Below are 24,286 nucleotides of genomic sequence, written 5' to 3' on the forward strand. Positions count from 1 at the left end.
GCACCGATGGCCCGCTCTCCGCGGGCCATCGGTCTCTTTGTGGCTTGACCGAGTCCCTGATTGCTGCTTAAATGGTGTCCAAGCAGGAATCCCAGCATGATGTGCCCAGCTTGCGGTTCGCGCAATCCCCGCACAGTGCGGGTCTGTGGCACTTGCGGGACGGTGATGTCGGAAGTGCCAAGGACCCGCTTCAGGTACGAGCAGGAAGCTCTGGACAAGAGACAGACCACTGCCTACGGCAGAACCAGGGCCCTGAGCATTCTGGTCCTGATACTCGGCTTGATGTCACTCACGCCGACGACTTTCGTTACCGGCATACCGGCAATAATCCTGGCCACTGTCGCGCTGAAGAAGCGCCGGCCCGGACGGGGGATGGCCTACACCGGACTGGTTGCCGGCGCCTTCGGTACACTGGTGTTGACGTTCGTCATGCTGCTGCCGATGATAGCCTGGCAGCGCGAGCGGCACCGGGTCGCGTTGGTGAAGCAGAACATGCTGGCCTACCAGGACGCGATGAGGAGTTTTGCGGCTGAGAATTATGGGCGCTACCCGAAATCGGCTCTGTCGTGGGAGAAGGAAGACGAAGAGGGTATGGTGCTGCACTTCAAGAACGACATCGGGTACCTCTCCAGCATTCCGTTCAATCCCTACACGCGCGAGCAGTATCGTAAGGGCAAGGACTTCTTCTACCTGCCTGAGGAACTGGCCGAGACCGAGCTGAATTCAATAGCCGACCGGAGGGAGGCGCGGTGTCCGTACGTGGGGCTCTCCGCACCGGGCGGAGTGCGGGGCACCATCATCATCACGGGTTGGTCTCCACCCGAGTCCGAGGGATCGCCGGTTGAGTATGCCATCGTCGGCTTCGGTCGGAACACCGCTGAACCGCTGCGTCGGGGTCGCGACTTCTTTGTCCTGCACAACTGAAGCCCAGTAAGGCCAACACCGCGGCCGCTGCGGATTGACAATCCGACTCAACCACCTATTCTTTGCAGCTACTCGAAAGGAGCAGATTCCGTGAGAACCCTGACACTAGTCGCGATCTTCGTGGTCCTCGCCGGGGCCTTCTGCGCGGGCAACAGTGACCAGCGAACGTCCCCGATGACATCCACCAAGTGGCCCAAGGAGGCGTTGAGTCCGCTGAGCGAGGATGAGTTGGTGCAATTCGTCAAAGCTCTCCCGGCGCTCAGCGGCGCTTTGAAGGCCGGAAAGTGGGAAACCAAGCCTCAGAGAGAAGGCACAAGCCCACTGTCAACTCTGACTGACCTTGTCGAAGGTATGAAGGTGGCCGGCATCAACGAGTCGCTCAAGCCGTTCGGCGGTTGGGCAAGGATCAGGCCGACCTTGTACAAGGTGTTTGCCGCAACAGCTGCACTGGTCATTGACCGAGCGTCTCCGGAGTTTGTTGAGGGAATGAAGCAGGATACCACCGCGGGCGGCAGAAGGAGTCTGCAGGACTTCGAGTTCTTCAAGTCCGCCTGCACGCAGGTGCCGGAAGCGAACAAGCAACTCGTCACCAGATTCCAGGAGCAACTGCAGCCGCTTGGATCACTCGGAAACTGAACGCCCAGCTCACAATTGTAGCAAGGTGGCCGTTCCCTGCTCGAGTTTGTCTCTCCCGCGTCGCGGACGGATCTGCGCAGGGTGTTGTGAATGGTGTCTTATAATTTATAGATATCGCGTCGGCGACTTCCTGCTGCAACCTAGTTGGTTGGCCTGAAGTCTATCTAGTTGCTGAAGTAAGCCGAAAGGAACCCGAGTAGATGGAAGAACTGAAAGACGACATAAAGAGAGTACACGAGGAGATCGAGCGAGAGAGCCTATTCGTCCAGGCAATAACCGGGGAGGTTGGGAAGGTCATAGTCGGTCAGAAGTACCTGGTTGATCGGCTGATGGTCGGACTGCTGGCCAACGGGCACATTCTCATCGAGGGTGTGCCGGGTCTGGCCAAAACCTACGCCGTGAAGACTCTGGCGCGCGCGATTGCTACAACATTCCACCGGATTCAGTTCACGCCCGATCTGCTTCCGGCCGACATCGTCGGGACCCAGATCTACAACCAGCGCACTGGTGAGTTTGCCGCCCGCAAGGGACCGGTCTTCGCCGACCTTGTCCTGGCCGACGAAATCAACCGCGCCCCGCCCAAGGTGCAGAGCGCTCTGCTGGAGGCGATGCAGGAACGGCAGGTAACCATCGGCGACGACACGTTCAAGATGTCCGACCTGTTCCTGGTGCTGGCAACTCAGAACCCGATTGAGCTGGAAGGCACCTACCCGCTGCCCGAGGCCCAGACCGACCGGTTCCTGCTCAAACTGCGGGTCGGCTATCCGAGCAAGGAGGAGGAGAAGCAGATCGTCGACCGGATGACCACGGGCGTCGAGCCGAACGCGTCACCGGTGGTCGAACCGGCCGCGATCATCCGCGCGCGGGCGCTCTGTACGCGCATCTACGTGGACGAGAAGCTGAAGGACTACATCCTGAACATCGTCTTCGCGTCCCGGCAGCCCAAGGAACACAACCTGGCTGACCTGGCGCCGCTGCTACGGTACGGCGCTTCGCCCCGTGCCTCCATCTACCTGTTGACCGCGGCGCGGGCGATGGCTTTCCTGCGCCGGCGCGGGTTCGTGATACCGGAAGACATCAAGGAACTGGCGCCGGACGTTCTCCGGCATCGTCTGATACTGAGCTACGAAGCCGAGGCCGAGGAACTGACCACTGACGACGTCGTGAGGCGCGTGCTCGAAGGCGTCGAAGTTCCGTGAGTCCGGGCCCGAAGAAAACACCAAGCCCTACCGGTCGAACGACGAAGCGACCGGATAGTGCTGGTCGTTCGCGCATTCGGCAGATAGAGATCCGCACGCGACGGCTGGTCAACACCCTGTTCTCGGGCGACTACAAGTCATCGTTCAAGGGCCGGGGCATCGAATTCCTCGACGTGCGCGAGTACCTGCCCGGCGATGACGTGCGCACGATTGACTGGAAGGTGACGGCGAGGTTCGGGCGACCTTACGTGAAGAAGTATGCTGAGGAGCGCGAGCTGGTCGTTATCCTGTTGGTGGACGCATCCGGCTCGGATCGGTTCGGCACCAAGCGGCTGTTCAAGCTCGAGCAGGCGGCGCAGGTCGCGGCCACGCTCGCATTCTCCGCCATCCGCAACAACGACAAGGTCGGGCTGGTATTCTTCACCGACCACATCGAAAAGTACGTGCCGCCGAAAAAGGGCCGGGTCCACGTGCTCCGGCTGATTCGCGATATCCTCTACTTCGAACCGGAGCACCGCGGCACGGACGCGGGGCAGGCGCTCGAGTTCCTGATGCACGTCCTGAAACGCCGGGCGATTATCTTTCTCATCTCCGACCTCATGGGCGACTCATACCGACCGGAGGTGATTCGTCAGCCGCTGGGTATCGTTGCGCGCAAGCACGACCTTGTCGTAGTCTCCGTGAGCGACCCGGCGGAGAAGGAGCTGCCTCGACTGGGCCTCGTCGAGATGGAGGACGCCGAGACCGGGGAACTCGCGACCGTGGACACTTCCGATCCGGTCCTGCGGAAGCGTTTTGCGGCATCCCAGTCCGCGCGGCAGGAGGCAACGGAGAGGCTGCTACGGCAAATCGGTGTCGACCACATCCCGGTTTCCACCGCGGAGGACTTCTCCAAGAAGCTCCACCAGTTCTTCCAGAAGCGCGCACGGAGATACAGGTAGAAGAAATCAGAATGCGTAGACGGAATCGGAGTTCCACCACCGATACACACAGGCACAGAGTCCAGGCCGGGTTCTGGGCTCTCGGTGTCCTGGTGTCTTTGTGGGCAATTCCTGGGACGATTATTGCGCAGCCCGCCCCTGACTCAGGGGTAGCGTCGGACACGATCGTACGCGACACCGGGCCTGCGTACCGTATCGTCTCCGGCGGGCCGGTGTCGGTGAGCGCGAAGCTGTTGCCAAGGCCCAAGCGGGACCTAACCGTGGGTGATCAGTTCAAGCTGGAGCTGACGGTCAGGCACCACCGCAGCGCGAAGGTCGGAGAGCCTTTCGCTCCGAGCCTCGATCCGTTCATGATTCTTGACCGGAAGAGCATCACCCGCTATGCCGGCGACACGATGGTCGACATCCACATGCTGACGATGGCAGCGTTCGCAACCGGCGAACCGAAGGTGCCGCCATTCATCGTACCTTACCCGGCAGAAGGCGAGATACGCGCTGCCGCCTCGGAGTCGATACCGGTGAAGATCGCAAGCGTGATGCCCAAGGACATGAAGGACATTAACGACTTGAAGCCCCAGATACAGTTTCCGAACTTCCTGCCAATATGGATCATACTCGGGATTCTCGCCGCGGCAGGGCTGGGCTATCTCGGCTGGCGGCTCTATCGCCGCTATCGCCGGATAAGGCTCTATGGAGCACCGCTGCCCGACCCGTGGGACGAGGCACTGGCGGCACTCGACCGTGTGCCGGCCGAGGACTGGCTTGCGTCAGGCCACTTCAAGCGCTACTACTACACGGTATCGGAGGTTCTCAAGCGCTACCTGACCCGCCGTTTCGGATTCCCGGCCCTCGACCAGACGACCACCGAAATTACTCGGGCGATGAAGGCCGCAAAGACCCCGGAGCGTGAAGGCTTCGGCGAGTTCTTCCGGCGGGCAGACATGGTGAAGTACGCTAAGTTCGTGCCGCCAGCGGCTGAGGCAGCCGCAGTGGTTTCCACCGCGCGGGAACTCGTGAGGGCGACGACGCCGAAGCCAGAAGCAGGCACTGGGGTCCAAGCGGCCAGGGGTTCAGGGGTTCAGGCCGGAACCCCGGAACCCCCGAACCCCGGAACCCATCTATGAGATTCGCCCACCCCTGGTTCTTTCTCCTGCTGGCCTTGGTACCAGCGTACGTCTGGTGGCAGATAGTGAAGCGCCGGGCCGCGGTTGTGTACAGCGACCTTTCATTCCTGCGCGGAGCGAGTGCCCGCGGGCGCTACGGGAGGATAGTGGTCCATGCCCTGTACGCGCTGGCCATGACATTCATGATCGTTGCCTTGGCGCGGCCCCAGCGTGGTCGTCAATTCCAGGAGGTCGAAACCCGGGGCATCGACATCATGATGTGTCTCGATATCTCCGGCTCGATGCAGGCCGAAGACTTTTCCCCGAAGAACCGGTTGAACGTCGCCAAAGAGCGGGCCAAGGAGTTCATCGACAGGCGGAAGGGTGACCGCATCGGCCTGGTGATCTTCTCCGCCGCGAGCCTGACTCAGTGTCCGCTGACGATGGACCGACAGATAATCAACGGCCTCATTGACCGGCTCGACTTCGGCATGCTCGAAGACGGGACTGCGGTCGGCCTCGGTCTGGCCAGTGCAGTCGCCCGACTCAAAGACTCAAAAGCAAAGGACCGCGTCATCGTCCTGCTCACCGACGGCGTGAACAACACCGGCGACATCGACCCGATAACCGCTGCCCAGACCGCGGCGAGCTTCGGCATCAAGGTCTACACCATCGGCGTAGGCAGCAAAGGGCTGGTGCCCTACCCGGTGAACGACCGGATGTTCGGCCGCCGCTACGTGCAGGTGCAAATAGACCTTGACACCGAGACCCTGCAGAAGATCGCGGACATGACCGGCGGCAAGAGCTTCCTCGCGACCGACGCGCAGGCGCTCGGGCAGATCTACGATGAGATTGACCGGATGGAGCCGACCACGTTCAAGGTCAAGCAGTACACCGTCTACAACGAGCTGGCCGGGCTCTGGTTGTTGCTGTCGGTGATCGCGATGGGGGCCGGCGCGGCGCTGGCAACCACCTTGTTCAGGAGATTGCCATGATCAAGTGGGCAGAGCCGATCTACCTATGGTTGCTGCTCGTCGTACCAGTCGGGCTGGCGTTGATGATGTTCCGCGGACTGAACCGACGGCGCGCCCTATCACGGGCGATTGACCCGGAACTGATAGACCGGCTTACGCCTTCCCTCTCCGCGGGCCTGACCACGCTAAAAGGGCTGCTCCTGCTTGGCGCGCTCGCGTTCCTGCTGCTGGCCGCGGCCCGGCCCAAATGGGGTGAGAAGCTCCAGATGTACAAGGGAAAGGGGATCGACGTTGTCATTGCCCTGGACGCCTCGAAGTCGATGCTGGCCGAGGACGTGAAACCCTCGCGACTCGTCCGGGCCAAGACCGAACTCGCCTCCCTGCTTGACGGCCTGGCCGGCAATGCGATCGGCATCGTTGCCTTCGCCGGCGAAGCCTACGTGATGTGCCCGCTGACCGCCGACGCGGACGCGGCCAAGCTCTTTCTCGACATCATCGGCCCGGACATGATGCCGGTACCCGGGACTGACTTCAGCAAGGCGATTGACGTAGCGCTTTCGCTCTTCAGCCCCAAGGAAATGAACTACAAGGCGCTGGTGCTGGTGACTGACGGAGAGGACCTGAGTAGGAGCACGGCGCAGGCAATTCAGCGCGCGGCTGACGCGCACGTGCGCGTTTTCCCGGTTGCCTTTGCCACCACCGAGGGTTCACCGATACCTGATTACGACGCGCAGGGTAACCTGAGTTCCTACAAGAAGGACAAAGACGGGCAGGTGGTGATGTCCCGGATGGACGAGCGCGAGCTGATTGTGATGGCGCAGGCGACCGGCGGCAGGTTCATGCGGGTCGAGGGATTCTCCGGCGAGCGCCTGCTGGGCGAACTGGACAGGATGCGCAAGAAGGACATCGGCAGCGGCCAGTACACCGATTACGTTGAGCGGTACCAGTTGTTCCTCGTCGTCGCGCTGGCGCTCTTCCTGGCCGGATTGGGGATGAGCAACCGCAAAGGAGCTTGGTTCATAGTCAGACGAAGGCAGAAGTCAGAAGCCAGAAGTCAGAATGCAGAACTCGAGATGCAAAATGAAGCAGCATAGGCCTCGGCTCCTTGTCGTCGGCACATTGTCCTTGGCACTTGCCGCGCATGCGGCTGATGTCGGCGGCCTGATGCGGCAGGGAAACGGGCTGTACGCTCGCGGAAAGTACGATGAGGCGCTTTCTCGGTACCAGATGGCGGAGGTGCTCGAACCGGACGCAACCGCGATTCACTTCAACCTCGGCAATGCGCTGTTCCGGCTCGGCCGCTACGAGGAGGCGGCGCGCGAGTTGGAGCTGGTGATGATCGACAAGAAACCAGCACGTCGGGCCAACGCGATGTATAATATCGGCAACGTGGCTTTCAAAGCAGGCCAACTCGATCCCGCAATCAAGGCGTTTGCCGGCGCGCTCGTCATCAACCCAAATGACAAGCAGGCTAAGCAGAACCTCGAGTTCTGCCTGAAGAAGAAGCAGGAACAGCAGAGTCAGCCGGATAGCTCGAAGCAGAACCAGCAGCAACAGCAGCAACAACAGCAACGACAGCAACAACAGCCCCAACCTCAGCAGGGCATGGACAAGAGCCAAGCCGAGCGTATCGTCCAGGCGGTCGAGGACAAAGAGAAGGAAGAGCAGAAGAAACAGCGCCAGGCCGGCGGGAAGAGACAGGTGGAGCAAGACTGGTGACCCGACGCCTGCTGGTGCTATTGGTCTTCTGCGTGCCGCTTCTCAGCGCGGCTGAGTTGAGCCTCTCGGCAGACGTCGACCGAACCACAGTCGGCCTGGGTGAGCAGTTTCAGCTCACGGTCACGGTCGAGGGTACGAACATCGGCGGTGCGCCCCGGCCGCAGGTACCGTCGATGGATGAGTTTGATGTCCTAGGCAGCACCTCGTCCCAATCCACGAGCATCTCGTTCATCAACGGCCGGATGACCCAGCAGAACACCATCAGCTTCATCTACTTTCTTTCTCCGAAGCGTATCGGCAACCTGACTGTCCCGCCCTTCAAACTCTCCTTCAAGGGCACTGTCTACGAGACTCAACCCATCGCCATAGCAGTTACCAAAGAGAGCCAGTCTCCGCTCCCAAACCGGCAGCAGCAACAGCAGTCCCCGTTTGGTCTTCCCGCTCGTCCCCAGACCCGAAGTTCAGGTCGGGGCAGCGTGCTTCTCACCGCGTCGGCCGACAGGACGTCTGTGTATCAGGGCGAGCAGGTGACGGTCGCCTTTGTGCTGTACACCCAGGCCCAGGTTGCCGATCTCGGCATCAAAGCCATGCCCGGCTTCACCGGCTGCTGGGCCGAGAAGCTCTTCGATGCCAAGGAATTGAATTGGCGCAATGCGACCTACGGTGGGCAGAGGTACAGCGCCGCGACCGTGAAGCAGGTCGCACTCTTTCCTACGCAGTCAGGCGAGGTGAAGATCCACAAGATGACGGTTTCCGGACAGATCATAGTAGGCGGCGGATTCTTCTTCGATTCGGCTGAGCCTTTTGAGGCGTCGTCGGACCCAATCACCATAAGCGTCAAACCCCTGCCCGAAGCCGGCAAGCCGCAGGACTTCGGCGGCGGCGTCGGCGATTTTGAGGTCACGGCCGCTCTCAGCGGAGACAGCTCGGTTGGCGGCGAGCCGCTCACCCTGACGGTCAAGGTCGTCGGCACCGGCAACATCGGTCTCGTGGGCGAGCCGAAGCTCACGCCGATTTCAGGTGTCAAGGTACTCAGCCCGGAAACAAAGCAGACCACGCGCACTGCCGACGGCCGGGTCGCAGGAGAACGTACGTTCAGCTACCCGCTGATTCCGACCGCGGACGGGAAGTTCGTGATTCCCGAAATCACGACGGGTTTCTTCGACCCGAAGGTCGGCGCCTACTATACGCAGACAACCCCGCGCCTTGAGTTCGTGGCGAGCGGCGCGACCGGCAAGACGCCTTTGCCGGAAAGCGAGTCTGGCGTCAAGACGCTGGGTGCTGACATCCTCCATATCAAATCGTCCTACAGACAGTCGTCGCCTTCCCTGAGCTTGCTAGGATGGTTCTTCTACCCGGCAGGCCTTATCGTTCTCGGGACTGGCGTCTGGATGGGCCGTCACCGCCGCAGGCTCGAACAGGATCGCGGCTATGCGCGACGCAGCCGCTCCAGCCGGCTGGTCAAGAAGGGTCTGGCCGAGGCCACGAAGCTGCTCGCGCAGGGGAACGAACGCGAATTCCATACCGCGCTCAACCGGGCAGTCGTGCGCTACGTCGGTGACCGCTACAACATGGAGTCCACCGGGATGACCGGTGACCAGCTCCAAGCGGAACTCGCCCGCCGGAACGTGGACCCGGCAACCGTCGCAAGCTTGCTTGACTTGATTGCCTCCTGCGACGCAGCCCGGTTCTCACCGGGAATGACTCGGTGCTCGCCGCAGGAGACGCTGGAGAAGGCGCGGATAGTGCTGGAGAAGCTTTGAGAAGGAAAGTGGTCAAGTGGCCAAGTAGTCCAGTGGCCAGGTGCCTGGGTATTCTTGCCCTTGCGTCCTGCATCTTGCAGGGTGCAGTCGCTTCCCCGGCTGACCTTTTCAGCCGCGGAAATCAGGCCTATGAATCCGGTGACTATGCCGTCGCCGTCACGTTGTACGACAGCGCGGCAGCGGGAGTGTCTAGCGCGGAGCTGTTCTACAATCGGGGTAACGCCAGGTTCAAACTCGGAGAAGTCGGGCGGGCCATCGCCGACTACAACCGTGCGTATGTGCTCAAACCGCACGACAAGGACATCAGTCACAACCTCGCCTTTGCCCGTCAGTACCGGCCCGACAAGTCCTTGACCCTCGAGAATCCGCTCTTGCGGATGCTGACCGGCCTTCTACGCCTGCTCGACGCGGCGACTGCACGCGTACTGTCCGGCCTCTTCTTCTTCCTTGCCCTTGCTGCGCTCGCCCTGCTCTTGATTCGCGGCCAGCGCCTGTTCGGCTGGACTGCTATCGGGCTCAGCGTCCTCTTTCTCTACTGCTTCATCTCCGCCACAAGCTGGGGCGCGGTTACGAACCCGGCGCACGCGGTCGTGGTCCAGCCAGAGCTCACCCTGCGCAGCGGCCCGGGTCCGGAATACAAGGAGATCGCCGTTGTCCACGACGGGCTCGAGGTGATGCTGCGCGAGCGGCGACCCGGGTATGTCCTCATCCAGATTCCGGGCGGTGACGGCGGATGGGTTGAATCCGCCTCGGTCGAACTGGTCTTCGCCCGCTAGCGCGCCCGAATTCTGGACTCCAGTCGACAGCTGAAGCAAGGAGCGGAGCCGTCGGCTCCTGATTCAGGACAGAGCCGAGTGGGCTTTCTTGAGCAGCTCGGGGATTGCGAGCTGCTGCGGGCATTTGGCGACGCACTGCCCGCATTGCTTGCAGGCGGAGGCGCGGTTGGCGGCATCCATCCAAGTCCGATACTCGAGCCGAGCCTGGTCTGAACCTGGGAACATGCACCAGTCATTGTAGAGCGAGAAGTTGCGCGGGATGGCCACGCCCGACGGACAGGGCATGCAGTATCCGCAGGCCGTGCAGGGGATGCCGCGCAGCTTCCGATATGCGCGCTGCACCTGCTTCACCAACGCGAGCTCGTCCTCTGAAAGCAGGCCGATGCCGCTCCGGCTCGCGTAACGGATGTTGTCCTTCACCTGCTCCATCGTGCTCATGCCGGAGAGCACAATTGAGACCTCGGGCTGGTGCCAGAGCCAGCGCAGCGCCCATTCGGCCGACGTGCGTTTGATGGGTGAGGAGTCCCAGAGGGCTTTTATGCTCGGGGCGATGCGACCGGCTAGATCTCCGCCGCGCAGCGGCTCCATGGCGATGACACCAAGTCCTCTCTTCGCGGCGTAGCGCAGGCCGGTCAGACCTGCCTGGTGATGGGTATCAACGACATTGTACTGTATCTGACAGGTGGTCCAATCGTAGGCGTCGACTATCGGCTTGAACGCCGTCGGGCCGTCGTGGAAAGAGAACCCGGCGCGTCGGATGCGGCCCTCGCGCACTGCTTTGTCGATGAAGTCGAGTACGCCAAGCTGCCGCACCCGCTCGAACGACTTGGCGTTGAGCGCGTGAAGGAAGTAGAAGTCCAGGTAGTCGGTGCGCAGCCGGCGCAGTTGCGTGGATAGAAGCCGCCTGAAGTCCGCGGGCCTCTTGGCCAGCCAGACCGGTAGCTTGGTGGTGACCATCACCTTGTCGCGTGGGAGACCGGCCAGCGCCTTGCCAAGCACCGACTCGCTCCATCCCATGTGGTAGCCGTACGCCGAGTCGAAGTAGCTCACGCCGTGTTCGTAGGCGTAGTGCATCATCCGGACAGCTTCAGGGATGTCCACAGCGCAGCGCCGCTTCGAGTTCTTGCGGCCTGACAGCATTGGCAGGCGCATGCAGCCATAACCGAGGGCCGGCACTTTGATGCCGCTTGCACCAAGAGAACGGTACTTCATGGGGAAGGGATTCTACCAACCAGGTCCGGTTCCTTCAAACTTCGCCCGTCGCCCCCGCGCCAGCTTGATCCTCGCCCAGAAGGGACGTGTCTCCAATCGTATGTGAACGTACGGCAGGGCCGTTGGCCGAAGTTGCTTCAGGCTGACCCTCATGCTGCGGTCACTCTCAGCCGCGGTCCACGCGCAAGGCGATACGGCATGGCGATCTGGTTCATTGGCGAGAAGGTCTCCGGACGAGGGAGGCATGCAGAGGTGAGCGGTACCTCGCCGGTTCGGGTTGTGTATCCAACATGGGCTACAAGCTACCAATGGACTCCGGGTCCATTGAGCGAGGTCGCCTCCTCCTGAGTCTCATCCAAGGCTCCGACCGCCGCGCGTTTGTCGCAGCAGCGGAAGGCTGAAGGTGTGTTGCATCCCATAAGGCAGCTATTGACAACGGCCAAGTGTCATCTAGAATTATGGCAGTTCGGCTCGCGTATCGGGTGGTACGCGGGTTAGTGCTTCGCCGGGGGGCTTCATGGGCTTCCCGGTTGGAGCGGATGCTCTTTAGACTTGACATGCGCGCCCGCGGGGCGCAGATTGGGGATGGGTGTGACCAATTCTTTGCGCCGCGGCTTGGCAACTGAGGGCTGAGCCATGGCAACAAATAGATCGACCGACATCGGTTTGGCCGATACTCAGACACGGCCGGGTGAAACGACGACGACCATCTGGAGGCCCCGGCGTATCGGTCCGCGTTTCCGCTGGCTTGATCACGACACAATCAAACTGGTTGACGGCGCGTTGGCAGGCCGGGAATTCGGTCTCACCACCGAGATCCAGCGTACCACGGCAGAGCTCGTCCTGACTGAAGGAAAGGGGCGCGTCGGGGAGATTTCCATCGAGCGCAACCCACCCGGCAAGGGCGTCATCCTCTCTGACATAGGAGTGCGCGAGCAGCTGCGCGGCAACGGACTTGCCGCGATTATGACCTGGTGTGCTTTCCGCGAGATGGTGCTGGCGCAGGAGACTTCGACTTTCCGCATGCGGATGGCGTCGTCCAAGCCCAGCGAGTCAAGCACCGACGTGCAGAACGTCGGCATCGGTGTCATCGCTGCCCGCCTCGGATTCGAGACGGAGATGGACCTCGAGCAGGCTCTCGATCCCCGCAACGTCACCGGCGTGGACATCATCGAGAAGCAGCTCAACACGCCTCCCGGGATTCGGATAATGCTGAGATCGGAACCGCAGGTGCTGATCGCCTTCGCGCTCAACGCTGATACGCTGAAACCGCTGAGCGAAGACAGCATGTACGTTGAGATCAGGAAGGACCGGGCATTGATGCGTGACTGGGCGCTTGCAGGTCGGCTGATCATCAGCAACGCCAATCACTGTCTGCGTCGCGCCAAGGCCGAGCGGTTCGCCGATGTTCTGGCCACCGATGCGGAAGAGGCCCGGTTGTTCCGAGCCCGCGTTCGCGGCTTCTAGCCGGACCGGGCAGGCCCTTCCGTCGCAAGCGGTCTGCCGGTTGCCGGCATACTAGTAGCATCTTGAGGCCATGAGCCTCGCGTCAGCCCAGTCGTTAGCGCGGCTGGGCTGACTTGATGTATACGCAAGGGAGGTAATGTGAGATTGCTCGTCCGCTGGGTGACTGCAGCGCTGGCCCTCTTCCTCGCGGCCTGGATCGTACCGGGAATCGAGGTTGCTGCCAACGCCTGGTGGGTCTATGCGCTGATGGCCGTGATTCTAGGCCTGGTCAATGCGCTCGTCCGGCCGATCCTGAAGCTGCTATCCTGCGGGCTGATCATCCTGACGCTCGGTCTGTTCACGCTGGTCATCAACGCTCTTACCCTGTGGCTTTCGTCGTCCATCGCCGTCCACTGGTTTCACGTCGGCTTCTACGTTCGCGGGTTCTGGGCTGCGTTCCTGGGCGCGCTCATCGTCAGCCTCTCCACAATCATCATGTCGGCGTTGTTCAGGGACAAGGAGAAGTAGCTTATCCGGTTGATGGTTGTCTGACCCGCGGTATTCTCTCTCCAGCATGAAAGGCAGCCGTCCTTGCGTGTGTGTTGTCGGCAGCTTCGTGATGGACCTCATGTTCATGGTTAGGCACCGGCCCGGTCCGGGAGAAACGATGCTGGCCGACGGCTTCGGCATGTTCCTTGGCGGCAAGGGATTCAACCAGGCCGTGGCAGCCAGGCGGCTGGGTGCTGATGTCTGCATTGTTGGGCGGGTTGGCAGCGACCAGTTCGGCGACATGTTTGTGGCCAAGCTGGAGCAGGAAGGGATCTGCTCTGTTGGCGTGACCCGCGACGCTGAGGTAGGAACCGCAATTGCCACGCCGGTTGTGGATGAGCACGGTCAGAACAGTATCATCGCCGCGCCGCGGGCGAACATGCGGGTGAGACCGGAGGATGTGCTCGCCGTAGAGGAGCAGATAGCTTCGGCCGACATTCTAATGCTTCAGTTCGAGATACCACTGGCCGTGTCGCGGCGTGCCGCTGAGATCGCGAGCGAGCACAGGACGCTGGTGATGCTGGACCCGGCGCCGGTCGAGCACGGCTTCGAGCGGTTTGCCGCGCCGACAGACTACATCGTACCGAACGAGATAGAAGCTCACATGCTGACCGGCAGGATGACGCCGGAGGAAGCCGCAGCAGTCCTGCTGCCGGAGACCCGGCGGGGCGTGGTCATATCTCTCGGCGAGCAGGGCGCGATGGCGGTTGACCGCGCCGCGCTGGACCGGTTCCCGGCGCACAAGGTGCAAGTGGTCGATACTACCGGTGCGGGCGATGCTTTCCGGGCCGGTCTGTCCGTACGGATCGCCGAGGGCGCAAGCCTTGAAGAATCCGTTCGGTTCGCCAACGCCTGCGGCGCACTTGCCTGCACGGTCATGGGCGCCGAACCATCCATGCCAAGGCGGAGCGCAGTTGAGCTTCTTCTGGCCCAAGAGTGAGAGGAGTGCGAAATGGGACTATTCCTGGATAGTGCGCGGATTGAGGAAGTGCAGAAGGCTGTGGAGCTTGGGTTTCTAGCCGGTGTGACGACGAACCCGACCATCATCGCGAAGGCGAATGGGCAGCCGAAGGACATCATCCGTGAGATATGTGCGATTTCTCCCGGGCCCGTGTTCTACCAGATCACCACGAAGACGCCCGCCGAACGGGAACGCGAGGGACGCGAGTTCTATCTGGTCAATCCGGAGAAGGTGGTTCTCAAGATACCCGCGACGACCGAGAACATGACCCTCATGGCGAGACTCTCAATGGAGATTCCGTGCGCCGCGACTGCTGTCTATAGTGGTCACCAGACAATCGTGGCCTGCGATGCGGGTGCTCGTTATGTGATTCCGTACGTGAACCGCGCGACGCGGCTGCTCGGCGACGGATGCCGGCTGGTAGCTGAGATGGCGTCCGTCGTGAAGGCATCCGGCAGGGTTGTCGAGATACTGGCCGCCAGTATAAAGTCGGCCGAGGAGGCCACGCAGGCAGTACTTGCGGGCGCGAACCACCTGACACTGCCACTGGATATCCTGCTGAGTCTGGGCAATCACCCGCTCTCGGAAGCGGCTATCGAGGAATTCGGTCGGTCGGCGAAGACGGGCTGCTAGATTCGGCGTCGCCGGCCGCGGCCGTATCCGCGCTGCGGTGAAGCGCGGCCAGTTGAGGGTGCTTGTAGGGCGACCTCTCCGACAGCTTTCGCGTGGCCTTGAAGAAGATGACCCAGAAGAGCACCGCCATGGTAATCAGGCTCAGGGCCATAAGCGGTGCCTTGTCCAGCGAGAAGACGATGAAGTCGTATAGCCCGTGGGCCGCGACTGCCAGGCCGAAGCCAAGCGCAGACAGCCAGTTGCCCATTCGGTCGTTACGGGCGAACTTGGCTTCCCCGAGGAAATAGCCCATAAGCACGCCATCGAACGCGTGGCTGGGCATGGCCAGCAGCGCGCGCATCACGCCGGTTCCGGCGCCCTTTGAGAAGACGTAGAGAAGGTTCTCCACCGTCGCGAAACCCAGTGCGGCCATCACCGAGTACATGATTCCGTCATAGGGCTCGTCGAATTCCGGTCGATGGTAGGCGTAGAACCGGACGACGAGGAACTTCGCGCCCTCCTCGACCAGGCCGACAATCAACATCGCGCCAAGAAAAGCCTGCAGCAGGCTGGGCGTGCTGGAGCGCCAGCCGGTCAGCTTCTGGAGCGCCAGCGAGGTGACCACGGCGGGTAGAAGCGAGGCGGCGCCGAGCCCGAAAGTCACAAGCATGACACCGATGGGTTCTTTTCGGTACTTGTCGCGCAGGTAGAAGAAGAGGAACAGCGCGAAGGCCGGTGCGACGGCGATGACGAGGAGACCGATCACAGGCCAGAGCCCGAGGTTCGAAGCTCACATGACGGATCGCCCGCGCGAACGTGGTAGACTGGCGGTCGGGAGTCGGGAATGGCTAGACGATGGGTTCGAACAGGTACTCGGACCGACCAGCCGGGGGGCGCTCGCGTAGTAGCGTCATCTGGAACGATATCGGCCCGGCTTGGGCAAGTTCAAACCGGAGACGGCCGTTGCGCAACTGGTACTCGCCTTCGTCGAGAAGATAGGGCTTCGTTCTGGGCGGAACTGCCTCGGCCGATGGGTGAACGCGACCGGGGCGAACGAAAGCAGCATAGAGCCGCGATCGCGGCACAGGCCCGTCTTCCCGAACGATTATCGGCCACCGGTTCTCGAGAAAGAGCGGGGCGCTGTTGAAGCTGAGGGCGATGCAGTCCTGGCTGCGGCCGAGCAGGACGCGGCCGAGTTGCGGCCGGGAACGGGAATAGGCCTGGACAGTTGCACTGCCGTGAAGCGGAGCAAGCTCATGGAGTCGAACCGCACGCGGGGTCTGACTCCGTGCGGAGCGCCGGGCGGGAAAGAGGTGGCGCAGCCCTTCCAGGATCTCATCGAGGTCCAGGTGCTTGGTGATCAGGTTGGCCAGGGCGGCCCGGCTGCGGGGCAGGGCTATCTCGAGCCGGCTGCGCTTGACCATGCGCGCTAGCTCCGTGTGGGTGAAGTTATCGAGCAGGCCGCGAGCCGGTTCCAGTCTGATGCCCTTCATGGACTGAGTATACGAGGTCGGGAGCACCGGTCAAGCCACGCGGGTTGCCGGCGCCACAGAGTATCCTGTGGATGGCACGCAGGGTTCAGCCGAGTCGGACCCCCTGCTGTGTTGGTCCGTGCCGAGGGGAGTTCGATGAGGCCGACATTGCCGGCCGGTATCGCCGCCGTGCTGCCTAGTTCAGGGTAGTCCCGGCAGAGCTGTGTGCTGTCGAGCTTCGCTGGATCGACCGGGATGCGCTAATGACCAGCGCCCCGGCCGCGAAGGCCGGGGCGCTTCCAAAGGAGGTCGATGGTTCCTCGTATATGCCGCGCAAATGCCATGTTGTCGAACCGGTCGGGATCCATCTGTCGGCCAGTTCAAGTCTTCTGGCTGCTGGCAGGGTGTCCTCCATTGCTGGCGAAACACACTGCCAAATCAGGATAGAACCCCCATCTGGTTTTGTCAAGCAAGGCAGGCGCTGACTTTACTCTTTGAATGTGAAGGACTTGCGCTACTGAGCAAGCGCAGGCGCAGAACCGCCTACCCCGGCTCCCGGCCTAGGTAATTGAAAGAATGTGGTTTAGCAGCTCAGACCCCCTTTCGCCCCTGTCTCCTGCCGTGCCGGAACCACGAGCGCATGGTGCACAACGCCATAATACATTGAAAATATGATATTTAGAACGTCCCTAGGTTCCTTCCTCCCTCTCCAGAGCCGATGCAGGGCGAGTCTTTTCCGAGGCGGAAGTCCCCATTCTCCCGGTCTTTGAACCGCGGATCTTGCAGGACACTGCTACTGTCCTCTGCGACCCGATCAAAGTTGACCTCGTTACCGAAGAGGCAGTTCCGTCGTACTACGAGTTCGCCTTCGGGCTGGTCCGTCACGATGCCGCGCTTGTTGAACGCGATGATGCAGTCGGCAATCACCGTGCTTGAGTCGTCCCGGGCAGCATGGATTCCAACTTCGCCGTTGTCGACAACCGTGCAGTGCGTGATCCTCGCGTAGGCATATCCGGCAAATGAGCTCAGGTAGATGCCCCGGTCACCATTTCCGACGATGAGACAGTGGTCGATGAACTGCCGTCCGTCTCGGACCCATATCCCGTGGGAATCCGCACCACGTATCGTCAGTCTGGAAACCCGGTTGCTGTCGGTGCGGAGTTCGATCCCGGCGTACCCGTCCACGGCATCAACGATGGTTGTCAGCGGGTCTGCTCCGAGCAGCGTGATGCTTCGCCGTCCCGGGAACTTCACGACTTCACGATACTCCCCCGGCATCACGAATACGGTGTCGCCGTCCTGGGCCGAGTCGAGGGCCGAGGAAATCGTCAGGAAGCCGGTGCCGCCGTCCTGGGCGACGACCAGCCGTCCGACCGGCGCGACCTTCACCTGCGGCGGGATCACGGGGCGTGACGCGCACCCGACAACTGCCAGAGAAGCGAGCAGGCAATGGAAGAAGTCTCTCATCCGCAAGTCATTATGCGAGAATGGTCTCGGCTGTCAATGCGGAAGGGCCCGGCTGCGCCGAAGGCGGCGGCTGTGCAGCCCGGCCTTGTTCCTCGTCGCAGGCCGCAAGGACGCAACCGGCAGCCGATGAGCCGCATACATGACCGGTGTGATTCCATTTGCCAACCCGGTCGCTCGTGGATTCCGCTATTGCCAAAACTGCATGAAATCGCTAGAATTGGGTCGTGAAGGCGGCCCAGTATTGCGTCGTTGCCTTCCCGAAACTGGACAGCGAGGCGCAGATCCAGGACCTGAGAGAGCAGTTTCCGGCCTGGTACTACCGCGTCAGGCCGTATGTCTCTCTTGTCCTGCCATTTACACCCATCACCCTGGAAGAGATGCAGAACGTTTCCGAGCATGTCGGCCGGGTTCGACGCAACCTCCATCCGCTCGCTATCTCTTTTACCCACTGCATTGAGCGAGGCGAGTCACTGTTCTTCGTAGTCGAAGACGGTCGCGACGAACTCGTCCAGCTTCACCGGGACATGATTGGTTCCGAGCCGCTGTCCCTGCTTGCTGACGCGCCGGTCTACGAGCCGCAAGTATGGCTCGGTCGCGTGACCGATGCAAGGCAGCGTGCCTATGCCCTGGCCGAAGCCAACCGCCTCGGCCGCTCCCTCGGGGTAGTGGATGCGGTCACCCTGCTCAGAATCGAGTCGGATGAAGAGCACAGGCTCGTCGCCACGTATCCTTTCGGCGTCGGTCGTGTCGACTACTACGACCGGTTCGCGACCTGACCGAGCGGTCCGGTCCGGCTTGTCGGCCTGAAGACGGAGTTCCGAAACGGCAGCCGGTCAGCTGCAAACGGACCGGCCTCGTGCCATGCCGGAGAGGGACGCTCTACGTTCTTTATCCTGAAGCCGCGCCGGGGCATCTACCGCCGCACGTGGACGATGATGCTGGCTGATGTCCCGTTGGGTTCCTTGTCGTAGGCGAAGGCGAGGAGTTCGTAGACCCGCGAGGTATCGGAAAGGCACTCGACAGCGACCTTGTAGGTATCTGTCTCAGTCGTCCTGACCATACCCAGCATTTCCGGGCCCGCGAAGAAGACGACAAAGTCCACCCCCCGGTCATCCGTAGCGACGGCGGTCAGCGTGTATACGCCCGGATCCACAGTATCGCCATCGCGGGGGTAGACCCAGCCTATCTGCGGCGGTACCGTGTCCGGCGCTGCGTTGGTGTCGCACGACGCCGGAAGGATGGCGAGCGACGCCAGCGCCGCAGCCAGCAAGTACCTCACGGAGCTACCATTGCCACATCGATGTAGGGACTATACTCCCTGCCGTAGAGCACGCCCGGCACATCCTCGTGTACGTTGATGGCCGCATCGTAGTCGCTCGCGTCTCCGGCTGCGACCAGAGAAGTAATGACCAACCGGGCGACCACCACGCCCCGTTTCACGTCGAACGTATCCACGATTCCATGGGCAGCGTATACCGCGCGGCTGTAGCGTACTTCTATCTGATGACCATCGATCTCGACCGGAGAAAGCGAAATGTTGTATACCATGATGCGTGTGCTCGGTCCGCGAAGGCGGCAGCTCAGGCCGGCGAACAGGAGCAGCCAGGCCGCCGCGCCGAACACGAGAAGCCTCACTCGTGCTACCTGCTTGTCCCGGCCCGGCCCGTGTTCCGCAGGTCGCGGTGGAACTTGGGCCAGGGCGAGTTGGCAAGCGGACTCCGGCCCTTGAGCGCGTAGAGGTAGCCGTCGCTACTGGTGAAGTAGACCCTTCCATCCGAGCCGATAGTCGGCGACGACCTGATGGCGCCGTCAGTCTCGAACTGCCACCTGGCCGAACCATCGGGTTTCAAGGCGTAGACGCTGTAGTCGGCCGAACCGAAATAGATCGTCCCGTCAGACGCGATGGCTGGAGACGCACTGACGCTGCCGCCGGTCGGATAGCGCCACTTGCTCGAACCATCCGGGTTCAGGGCATAGAGGCAGCTGTCGTCCGAGCCGAAGTAGATAGTGCCGTCCGCTGCGACTACTGCCGAGCCCTGGATGGCTCCGCCCGTCGGGAACCGCCACTTAAGGGTGCCGCTTGGTTCCAGGGCGTAGAGATAGCCGTCGTCCGAGCCGCAATAGACGGTTCCATCAGCTCCGAACGAGGGGGAGGAACGGACCGTGCTTCCGGTCTTGTGGCCCCATTTGACCTGGCCATTCGGTTTCACCGCATAGATATTGTCGTCATCCGACCCGACGTAGATTGTGCTGTCAGCGGCAACGGCTGGAGAGGAACGGGCAGCCTTGTTGGCGAGGGTTCTCCAGCCCAGATCTCCGGCTGAGCTGAGGGAGTAGAACCAGTGGTCCAGCGAACTGAAATAGACGGTGCCGTCGGCGCCGATAGCCGGGGAAGCATGAATGGAGCCGCCGGTTGAGTAGCTCCACCTGGACGTGCCGTCGGGGTTGATGGCGTAGAGGACGTCGTCGTAGGAGCCGATGTAGATGGTGCCGTCGGGCGCGATGGCCGGGGAGGACCGGATGAAACTGCCGGTCGGGTAGCGCCACCGCAGGGCACCGCTGGTGTCGACCGAGTACAGGGCACTGTCTATCGAGCCGACGTAGATGTTGCCGTCCGGACCGAACGCCGGAGACGAATAGAACGAGCCTCCCTCTACGGCCGTCAGCTTGTAGCGCCACAAACCCATGGTGTCCGGCGGCCAGATCCTGATGAAGTGAGGCTCAGACCACGAGGACGTTGCGTTGCCCGTGTCCTTGGCCTGCGCCGTTACCGCGTAGGTGTCAGGGACGGGCCAGAAGTGATTCATCGACACCGACTCGCCCGGGGCGACGAACGAGCTCCAGTCGGAAGTGTCGCCATCGCCCCACGCGAAGCGGATCGCCACGTTCATGCTCTCGGGGTGGAAGGCAACGGTAGAGAAAGCGTACTCGATACCCTGGTCACCCTTGGCCGGTCCATCCGGCTTTGTCGGCACGCCAGGGGCCGGCCGGTCCACCATAACCTGAACCGAAAGTGCGGCGGACCAGTCGGAGGTCCTCAGTCCCTGGTCCCTGGCCTGGGCGCGGACTCCAAAGGTTCCCGGAACGGACCAGGCGTGAGTGAACGCGACCGACTCCCCGTCTGCCACGAGGTCCGACCAGGTTGAGAGGGTCGAATCGCCCCAGTCAAAGCGCAGGGCCACGCTGTCGCCATCGGGGTCAGTCGCGATTGTCGTGAAGGTGTAGGTCGTGTCCGTGAAACAGGAGTCTCGGCCGACCGGTACGGTCGGAATGTCTGCCGGATGGTTCTTGCCGCACGAAAACATCGCAACCAGGACCAGAACAGCAGACGGAACAAGGAAAGAGCTGGCGCTACTTCGGTTCAATTCTACCTCCCGTGACGCTCCGGTGGCGTCGATTGCGCTGTCGTAGCCGTCTGTAGTCTAAGATTGGATTTCAGCTCTGTCAATGCTGCGGTCCGGCCCGGAGACATGGACAAGCTGCTTCAGGCGACACGGATGTTGATGGCCCTGGGCAGGGCGGTCAGGCGGAAGCGGCTGAAAGGCTGTGGTTCGAGCAGGTCTCCGTCGAGTTGAACCGGGACCGGCTGGCGGAACTCGAGTTCCAGTTCCGGCGTGCGAAGCATCGTCACTTCCTTCAGCGTGACGTGAGTGCCGGCGACGAACCGGGGAAGCTTCCGCATGATCGACAACCGTCCCATGCCGTCACCGATGCAGACCTCGATCAGTCCGTCGTCGGGCAGCGCTTCCGGGGCCACCTTCATGCCGCCTCCGTAGAATCTGCCGTTGGCGGCGGCGATGAGAAGCACCGACTGCTCGCGGGCGAAGTCCTGCGCCTTGATGCGGGCCACCGGACACTCGTAGCTTCGTATGGCGTCGAGCACGGCGAACAGGTAGAGGGGAAGCCCGCGCAGGAATTTGTACCGGCGCGCCGCTCCCGCAACTGACGCATCGAAGCCGAAGCCGGCGGCGTTGATGAAGCAGAGTTGTCGCATCCCGGCTTCGCCCATCATCTCGACCCGCATCATGTCGACCGGGCGCGCCTTCCCTTCCTTCGCGATTCGGCAGGCCGAGACTACGTCGGCGGGAATCCCCAAGGTCTTGAGGAAGTCATTGCCGGACCCGACCGGGACGACGGCCAAGACAGGAAGGGGGCGAGGATTCAAGGAATCGAGGGGTCCAGTGGCGGACACCAGACCGGAGGCGACTTCGCGCACGGTCCCGTCGCCGCCGACAGCGATGACGAGCTCCGCGTCGCTCGCCTCTCTTGCCAGCTCGATTGCGTGACCGGGTTCGGCGGTCGTCAGGAATGCGATCTCAGGAAAGAGGCGTTTCAGTTCCTCGGCCGCGCGGGCACGCAGCTTCTCGCCCGGTGCACGGCCCGCGGCCGGGTTGACGATGGCAACGATGCGCGCCACGTGTCAATCCTGCCAGCAGGCCTCGATAAGTCAAGAAGAGCACGGCCGAGGACGGCGAATCCGAAGTCCGAATTGGGCATTTCCTATTCGAGCTTCAATCGTCATTCGGAATTCGAGCTTCGTCATTCCTCCAGAACGCCTTGACGTTCTGGAGGACTGGCCTATCATAGACGCAGGCGAAGCGCCATGTTTGAGACAAGCCTCGGCAGAATCAAGGAACTGGCCGAACAGAAGAAGCGCGAGAACTCGGATTTCCGCGACCACCTGAAGTCCTGCGATATCGAGGAAGAAGAGATAGATGCCATCGTTCATCGCCTCGATGCCTACGTATCGTCCAAGATAGACTGCCGGCAGTGCGCGAACTGCTGCCGCGAGCTTCAGGCGGCGCTGGGCCGCGAGGACGTAGCCAGGCTCGCCAAGGCTGAGGGCATCACCCGCGAGCAGTTCGAGCACAAGTACCTCGACAAGACCGACGAGCCGGACCGGCTTCTCATCAGGCAGAAGCCCTGCCCGTTCCTTGCCGGCAAGCTCTGCCGGTACTACCAGCTCCGGCCCGAGTCCTGTGCGGAGTTCCCTTTCCTGCACAAGCCGGACTTCACCACCCGCTCCATGATGGCGCTCTGGAACCTGCCGTACTGCCCGATCGTCTACAACGTCTACGAACTCCTCAAGTCCGAGATCGCGGAACTAGAGATGCTCCGGCGCGACGCGAAGGAGGAAGACCTTGAGTGAGGTGATGCGTGCCCTGTTCGTCCTGTTTGTCCTGACTGCCGGTTCGGCAAGCGCCGGCTGGGATCCCACCGTCCGCCTGACCACGAGCGACAGCGCGACTCACAACTCGATGACTCCTGCCCGGAGCATCGCGGCCGGCCCGCCCGGCTGCATTCACGTCGTCTTCTACGACCATCGTACTGACAAAGACCAGATATACTACAAGCGTTCCGAAGATTCCGGCGCGACTTGGTCTGCCGACACAATGCTATCGAACGGCGTCGGGTTCAAGGCTGAGCCCGCGGTTGCGGCCTCAGGCGGATGTGTCCATGCCGTCTGGGAGGACCGGGACAGTGGTGTCTACAACGCAGGGGTCAGCTACCGGCGCTCGACCGACGCGGGCCTGACCTGGCTGGCGGAGACGCTGCTCGCCTCGGAGGCGTACAACTGCCGGAACCCGTCGGTCTCGGCGCAGGATTCCTTTGTCCATGTCGCCTGGGCCGACGACAGCGCCGGCCGCGAGCTCTACTATCGGCGCTCGACCGACTACGGCGCTACCTGGAGCGACAAAGTCAGGCTTACCAACGACATCCAGGAGTCGTGGCACCCTTCGCTCGCGCTGCACGACAGCTTCGTGCACCTGGCGTGGCGCGACTGGCGCGACCACTCGTTTGAGGTCTACTACAAGCGCTCAGCTGACTACGGGGTGACGTGGGGCAGTGATGAGAGGCTGTCCGGCGACCTGGCGAACGGCTCGTACAACCCCTGCATCGCCGCCGATTCCGGCCTCGTCCACGTGGTCTGGTCGGATACGCGGCACATGCCGTTCGAGATCTACTGCAGGAGTTCGACCGACGAGGGAGCGACGTGGGACGACGAAATCCGTCTGTCCGATGACACGACCGGCTCTTACAACACGACGGTCACGGCCCGCGGCGCGACCGTGCACCTGATGTGGGAGGCGCTGTATGGCACGTCGTTCATCATGTACAAGTCCTCGACGGACGGCGGAAAGACGTGGTCAGCCGACACCGCGCTAACGGTGACGCCGGACTACTGGTCAGTCTCGCCCTGCGCGGCAATGGACGGAAGCGACGTGCATCTTGTCTGGACCGACTTCCGCGACTCCGAATACGGCGAGATCTACTACAAGCGGAAGCCCGCCGGTGGCGCAGGAATCGATGAAGGCCGCAAGCCGCAGGCCTCAAGCCGCAAGCTGGGGGCAACGATTCTGCTCGGAGCGTCTAGCGTAGAGCGTCTTGCGTCAAGCGTCGTCTTCGACGCGATGGGCAGGCGGGTGCTGAACCCGCGGTCAGGGGTCTACTTCGTACGTTCCGCTTCCGGCGTGATGCGTAGTGCGTCAGGCATAGAGCGTATGTCCAAGGTCGTTGTGACGAGGTAGGG

25 protein-coding genes are annotated in these 24,286 nt (G+C 62.0%); 17 read left to right on the forward strand and 8 right to left on the reverse strand.

Annotation, left to right across the window (positions count from 1 at the left end; all coding sequences use genetic code 11):
* Positions 1–96 precede the first annotated feature (96 nt).
* From FJY68_03625 to FJY68_03670, 10 genes are all read left to right on the forward strand, one after another.
* Positions 97–924 (forward strand): hypothetical protein, encoded by an 828-nt coding sequence (locus FJY68_03625; protein MBM3330925.1) that lies wholly within the window; start codon positions 97–99, stop codon positions 922–924.
* A gap of 90 nt (positions 925–1,014) precedes the next feature.
* Positions 1,015–1,560, forward strand: a complete 546-nt coding sequence (locus FJY68_03630) for a hypothetical protein (protein MBM3330926.1) — start codon at positions 1,015–1,017, stop codon at positions 1,558–1,560.
* A gap of 209 nt (positions 1,561–1,769) precedes the next feature.
* Positions 1,770–2,759 carry a MoxR family ATPase gene (locus tag FJY68_03635; protein MBM3330927.1) on the forward strand — a complete coding sequence of 330 codons (990 nt, stop codon included), beginning with the start codon at positions 1,770–1,772 and terminating at the stop codon, positions 2,757–2,759.
* Entirely contained in the window at positions 2,756–3,700 is a 945-nt protein-coding gene (locus FJY68_03640) for a DUF58 domain-containing protein (GenBank protein MBM3330928.1), read from the forward strand. Before FJY68_03635 ends, FJY68_03640 begins: the two co-directional genes overlap by 4 nt.
* An 11-nt stretch (positions 3,701–3,711) precedes the next feature.
* Positions 3,712–4,824: a hypothetical protein gene (locus tag FJY68_03645; GenBank protein ID MBM3330929.1), complete on the forward strand. Its 1,113-nt coding sequence runs from the start codon at positions 3,712–3,714 to the stop codon at positions 4,822–4,824.
* On the forward strand, positions 4,821–5,798 hold the full coding sequence (locus FJY68_03650; protein ID MBM3330930.1) for a VWA domain-containing protein: 978 nt from the start codon (positions 4,821–4,823) through the stop codon (positions 5,796–5,798). The genes FJY68_03645 and FJY68_03650 overlap by 4 nt, the downstream gene beginning before the upstream one ends.
* A complete protein-coding gene (locus FJY68_03655; GenBank protein ID MBM3330931.1) occupies positions 5,795–6,871 on the forward strand; it encodes a VWA domain-containing protein in 1,077 nt (358 codons plus the stop codon). The genes FJY68_03650 and FJY68_03655 overlap by 4 nt, the downstream gene beginning before the upstream one ends.
* On the forward strand, positions 6,837–7,496 hold the full coding sequence (locus tag FJY68_03660; protein ID MBM3330932.1) for a tetratricopeptide repeat protein: 660 nt from the start codon (positions 6,837–6,839) through the stop codon (positions 7,494–7,496). The genes FJY68_03655 and FJY68_03660 overlap by 35 nt, the downstream gene beginning before the upstream one ends.
* Positions 7,490–9,259 (forward strand): protein BatD, encoded by a 1,770-nt coding sequence (locus tag FJY68_03665; protein ID MBM3330933.1) that lies wholly within the window; start codon positions 7,490–7,492, stop codon positions 9,257–9,259. Before FJY68_03660 ends, FJY68_03665 begins: the two co-directional genes overlap by 7 nt.
* Positions 9,169–10,035 carry a tetratricopeptide repeat protein gene (locus FJY68_03670; GenBank protein ID MBM3330934.1) on the forward strand — a complete coding sequence of 289 codons (867 nt, stop codon included), beginning with the start codon at positions 9,169–9,171 and terminating at the stop codon, positions 10,033–10,035. The genes FJY68_03665 and FJY68_03670 overlap by 91 nt, the downstream gene beginning before the upstream one ends.
* A 63-nt stretch (positions 10,036–10,098) precedes the next feature.
* On the opposite strand, the gene FJY68_03675 is transcribed toward FJY68_03670, so the two are convergent.
* Positions 10,099–11,247, reverse strand: coding sequence for an aldo/keto reductase (locus FJY68_03675; GenBank protein ID MBM3330935.1), 1,149 nt, complete (start codon positions 11,245–11,247; stop codon positions 10,099–10,101).
* 636 nt (positions 11,248–11,883) lie between these two features.
* Between FJY68_03675 and FJY68_03680 the strand changes: the two genes are divergently transcribed.
* The 4 genes from FJY68_03680 (at position 11,884) to FJY68_03695 (ending at position 14,836) form a co-directional block, all read left to right on the forward strand.
* The gene (locus FJY68_03680; GenBank protein ID MBM3330936.1) at positions 11,884–12,714 is read left to right on the forward strand and encodes a hypothetical protein; all 831 of its coding nucleotides are present in this window, start codon (positions 11,884–11,886) and stop codon (positions 12,712–12,714) included.
* A gap of 138 nt (positions 12,715–12,852) precedes the next feature.
* Entirely contained in the window at positions 12,853–13,221 is a 369-nt protein-coding gene (locus FJY68_03685) for a phage holin family protein (protein MBM3330937.1), read from the forward strand.
* Between the two features lie 46 nt (positions 13,222–13,267).
* The gene (locus tag FJY68_03690) at positions 13,268–14,182 is read left to right on the forward strand and encodes a ribokinase (protein ID MBM3330938.1); all 915 of its coding nucleotides are present in this window, start codon (positions 13,268–13,270) and stop codon (positions 14,180–14,182) included.
* Between the two features lie 12 nt (positions 14,183–14,194).
* Entirely contained in the window at positions 14,195–14,836 is a 642-nt protein-coding gene (locus tag FJY68_03695) for a transaldolase (protein MBM3330939.1), read from the forward strand.
* Here the strand turns inward: FJY68_03695 and FJY68_03700 are convergent.
* The 3 genes from FJY68_03700 to FJY68_03710 form a co-directional block, all read right to left on the reverse strand.
* Entirely contained in the window at positions 14,796–15,581 is a 786-nt protein-coding gene (locus tag FJY68_03700; GenBank protein ID MBM3330940.1) for a PrsW family intramembrane metalloprotease, read from the reverse strand. The genes FJY68_03695 and FJY68_03700 overlap by 41 nt on opposite strands.
* An 82-nt stretch (positions 15,582–15,663) precedes the next feature.
* Positions 15,664–16,308, reverse strand: coding sequence for a hypothetical protein (locus FJY68_03705; protein ID MBM3330941.1), 645 nt, complete (start codon positions 16,306–16,308; stop codon positions 15,664–15,666).
* Between the two features lie 657 nt (positions 16,309–16,965).
* On the reverse strand, positions 16,966–17,754 hold the full coding sequence (locus FJY68_03710; GenBank protein ID MBM3330942.1) for a hypothetical protein: 789 nt from the start codon (positions 17,752–17,754) through the stop codon (positions 16,966–16,968).
* Between the two features lie 224 nt (positions 17,755–17,978).
* Between FJY68_03710 and FJY68_03715 the strand changes: the two genes are divergently transcribed.
* Positions 17,979–18,530, forward strand: a complete 552-nt coding sequence (locus FJY68_03715) for a 2'-5' RNA ligase family protein (protein ID MBM3330943.1) — start codon at positions 17,979–17,981, stop codon at positions 18,528–18,530.
* 137 nt (positions 18,531–18,667) lie between these two features.
* On the opposite strand, the gene FJY68_03720 is transcribed toward FJY68_03715, so the two are convergent.
* From FJY68_03720 to FJY68_03735, 4 genes are all read right to left on the reverse strand, one after another.
* Positions 18,668–19,033 (reverse strand): hypothetical protein, encoded by a 366-nt coding sequence (locus tag FJY68_03720; protein MBM3330944.1) that lies wholly within the window; start codon positions 19,031–19,033, stop codon positions 18,668–18,670.
* Positions 19,030–19,389 carry a hypothetical protein gene (locus FJY68_03725; GenBank protein MBM3330945.1) on the reverse strand — a complete coding sequence of 120 codons (360 nt, stop codon included), beginning with the start codon at positions 19,387–19,389 and terminating at the stop codon, positions 19,030–19,032. Before FJY68_03725 ends, FJY68_03720 begins: the two co-directional genes overlap by 4 nt.
* 5 nt (positions 19,390–19,394) lie before the next feature.
* Complete coding sequence (locus FJY68_03730; protein ID MBM3330946.1) at positions 19,395–21,119, reverse strand: PQQ-like beta-propeller repeat protein; 1,725 nt, start codon at positions 21,117–21,119, stop codon at positions 19,395–19,397.
* A gap of 119 nt (positions 21,120–21,238) precedes the next feature.
* The gene (locus tag FJY68_03735) at positions 21,239–22,171 is read right to left on the reverse strand and encodes a diacylglycerol kinase family lipid kinase (protein ID MBM3330947.1); all 933 of its coding nucleotides are present in this window, start codon (positions 22,169–22,171) and stop codon (positions 21,239–21,241) included.
* 186 nt (positions 22,172–22,357) lie between these two features.
* Here FJY68_03735 and FJY68_03740 point away from each other — a divergent pair, with 186 nt between their 5' ends.
* Both FJY68_03740 and FJY68_03745 read left to right on the forward strand, forming a co-directional pair.
* Entirely contained in the window at positions 22,358–22,903 is a 546-nt protein-coding gene (locus FJY68_03740; GenBank protein ID MBM3330948.1) for a YkgJ family cysteine cluster protein, read from the forward strand.
* Positions 22,896–24,284 (forward strand): exo-alpha-sialidase, encoded by a 1,389-nt coding sequence (locus FJY68_03745; protein ID MBM3330949.1) that lies wholly within the window; start codon positions 22,896–22,898, stop codon positions 24,282–24,284. The genes FJY68_03740 and FJY68_03745 overlap by 8 nt, the downstream gene beginning before the upstream one ends.
* Positions 24,285–24,286: the final 2 nt, after the last annotated feature.

It is taken from the genome of candidate division WOR-3 bacterium (assembly GCA_016867815.1).
Lineage (GTDB): Bacteria > Hydrothermota > Tepidihabitantia > Tepidihabitantales > Tepidihabitantaceae > UBA2258.

Excerpts from the sequence above, each read along its gene's own strand:
- FJY68_03645 (MBM3330929.1), top strand. The coding sequence starts at position 3,712 with ATGCGTAGACGGAATCGGAGTTCCACCACCGATACACACAGGCACAGA.
- FJY68_03690 (MBM3330938.1), top strand. The coding sequence starts at position 13,268 with ATGAAAGGCAGCCGTCCTTGCGTGTGTGTTGTCGGCAGCTTCGTGATG.
- FJY68_03740 (MBM3330948.1), top strand. The coding sequence starts at position 22,358 with ATGTTTGAGACAAGCCTCGGCAGAATCAAGGAACTGGCCGAACAGAAG.
- FJY68_03655 (MBM3330931.1), top strand. The coding sequence starts at position 5,795 with ATGATCAAGTGGGCAGAGCCGATCTACCTATGGTTGCTGCTCGTCGTA.
- FJY68_03625 (MBM3330925.1), top strand. The coding sequence starts at position 97 with ATGATGTGCCCAGCTTGCGGTTCGCGCAATCCCCGCACAGTGCGGGTC.
- FJY68_03680 (MBM3330936.1), top strand. The coding sequence starts at position 11,884 with ATGGCAACAAATAGATCGACCGACATCGGTTTGGCCGATACTCAGACA.
- FJY68_03675 (MBM3330935.1), bottom strand. The coding sequence starts at position 11,247 with ATGAAGTACCGTTCTCTTGGTGCAAGCGGCATCAAAGTGCCGGCCCTC.
- FJY68_03660 (MBM3330932.1), top strand. The coding sequence starts at position 6,837 with ATGCAGAACTCGAGATGCAAAATGAAGCAGCATAGGCCTCGGCTCCTT.
- FJY68_03705 (MBM3330941.1), bottom strand. The coding sequence starts at position 16,308 with ATGAAGGGCATCAGACTGGAACCGGCTCGCGGCCTGCTCGATAACTTC.
- FJY68_03710 (MBM3330942.1), bottom strand. The coding sequence starts at position 17,754 with ATGAGAGACTTCTTCCATTGCCTGCTCGCTTCTCTGGCAGTTGTCGGG.
- FJY68_03650 (MBM3330930.1), top strand. The coding sequence starts at position 4,821 with ATGAGATTCGCCCACCCCTGGTTCTTTCTCCTGCTGGCCTTGGTACCA.
- FJY68_03695 (MBM3330939.1), top strand. The coding sequence starts at position 14,195 with ATGGGACTATTCCTGGATAGTGCGCGGATTGAGGAAGTGCAGAAGGCT.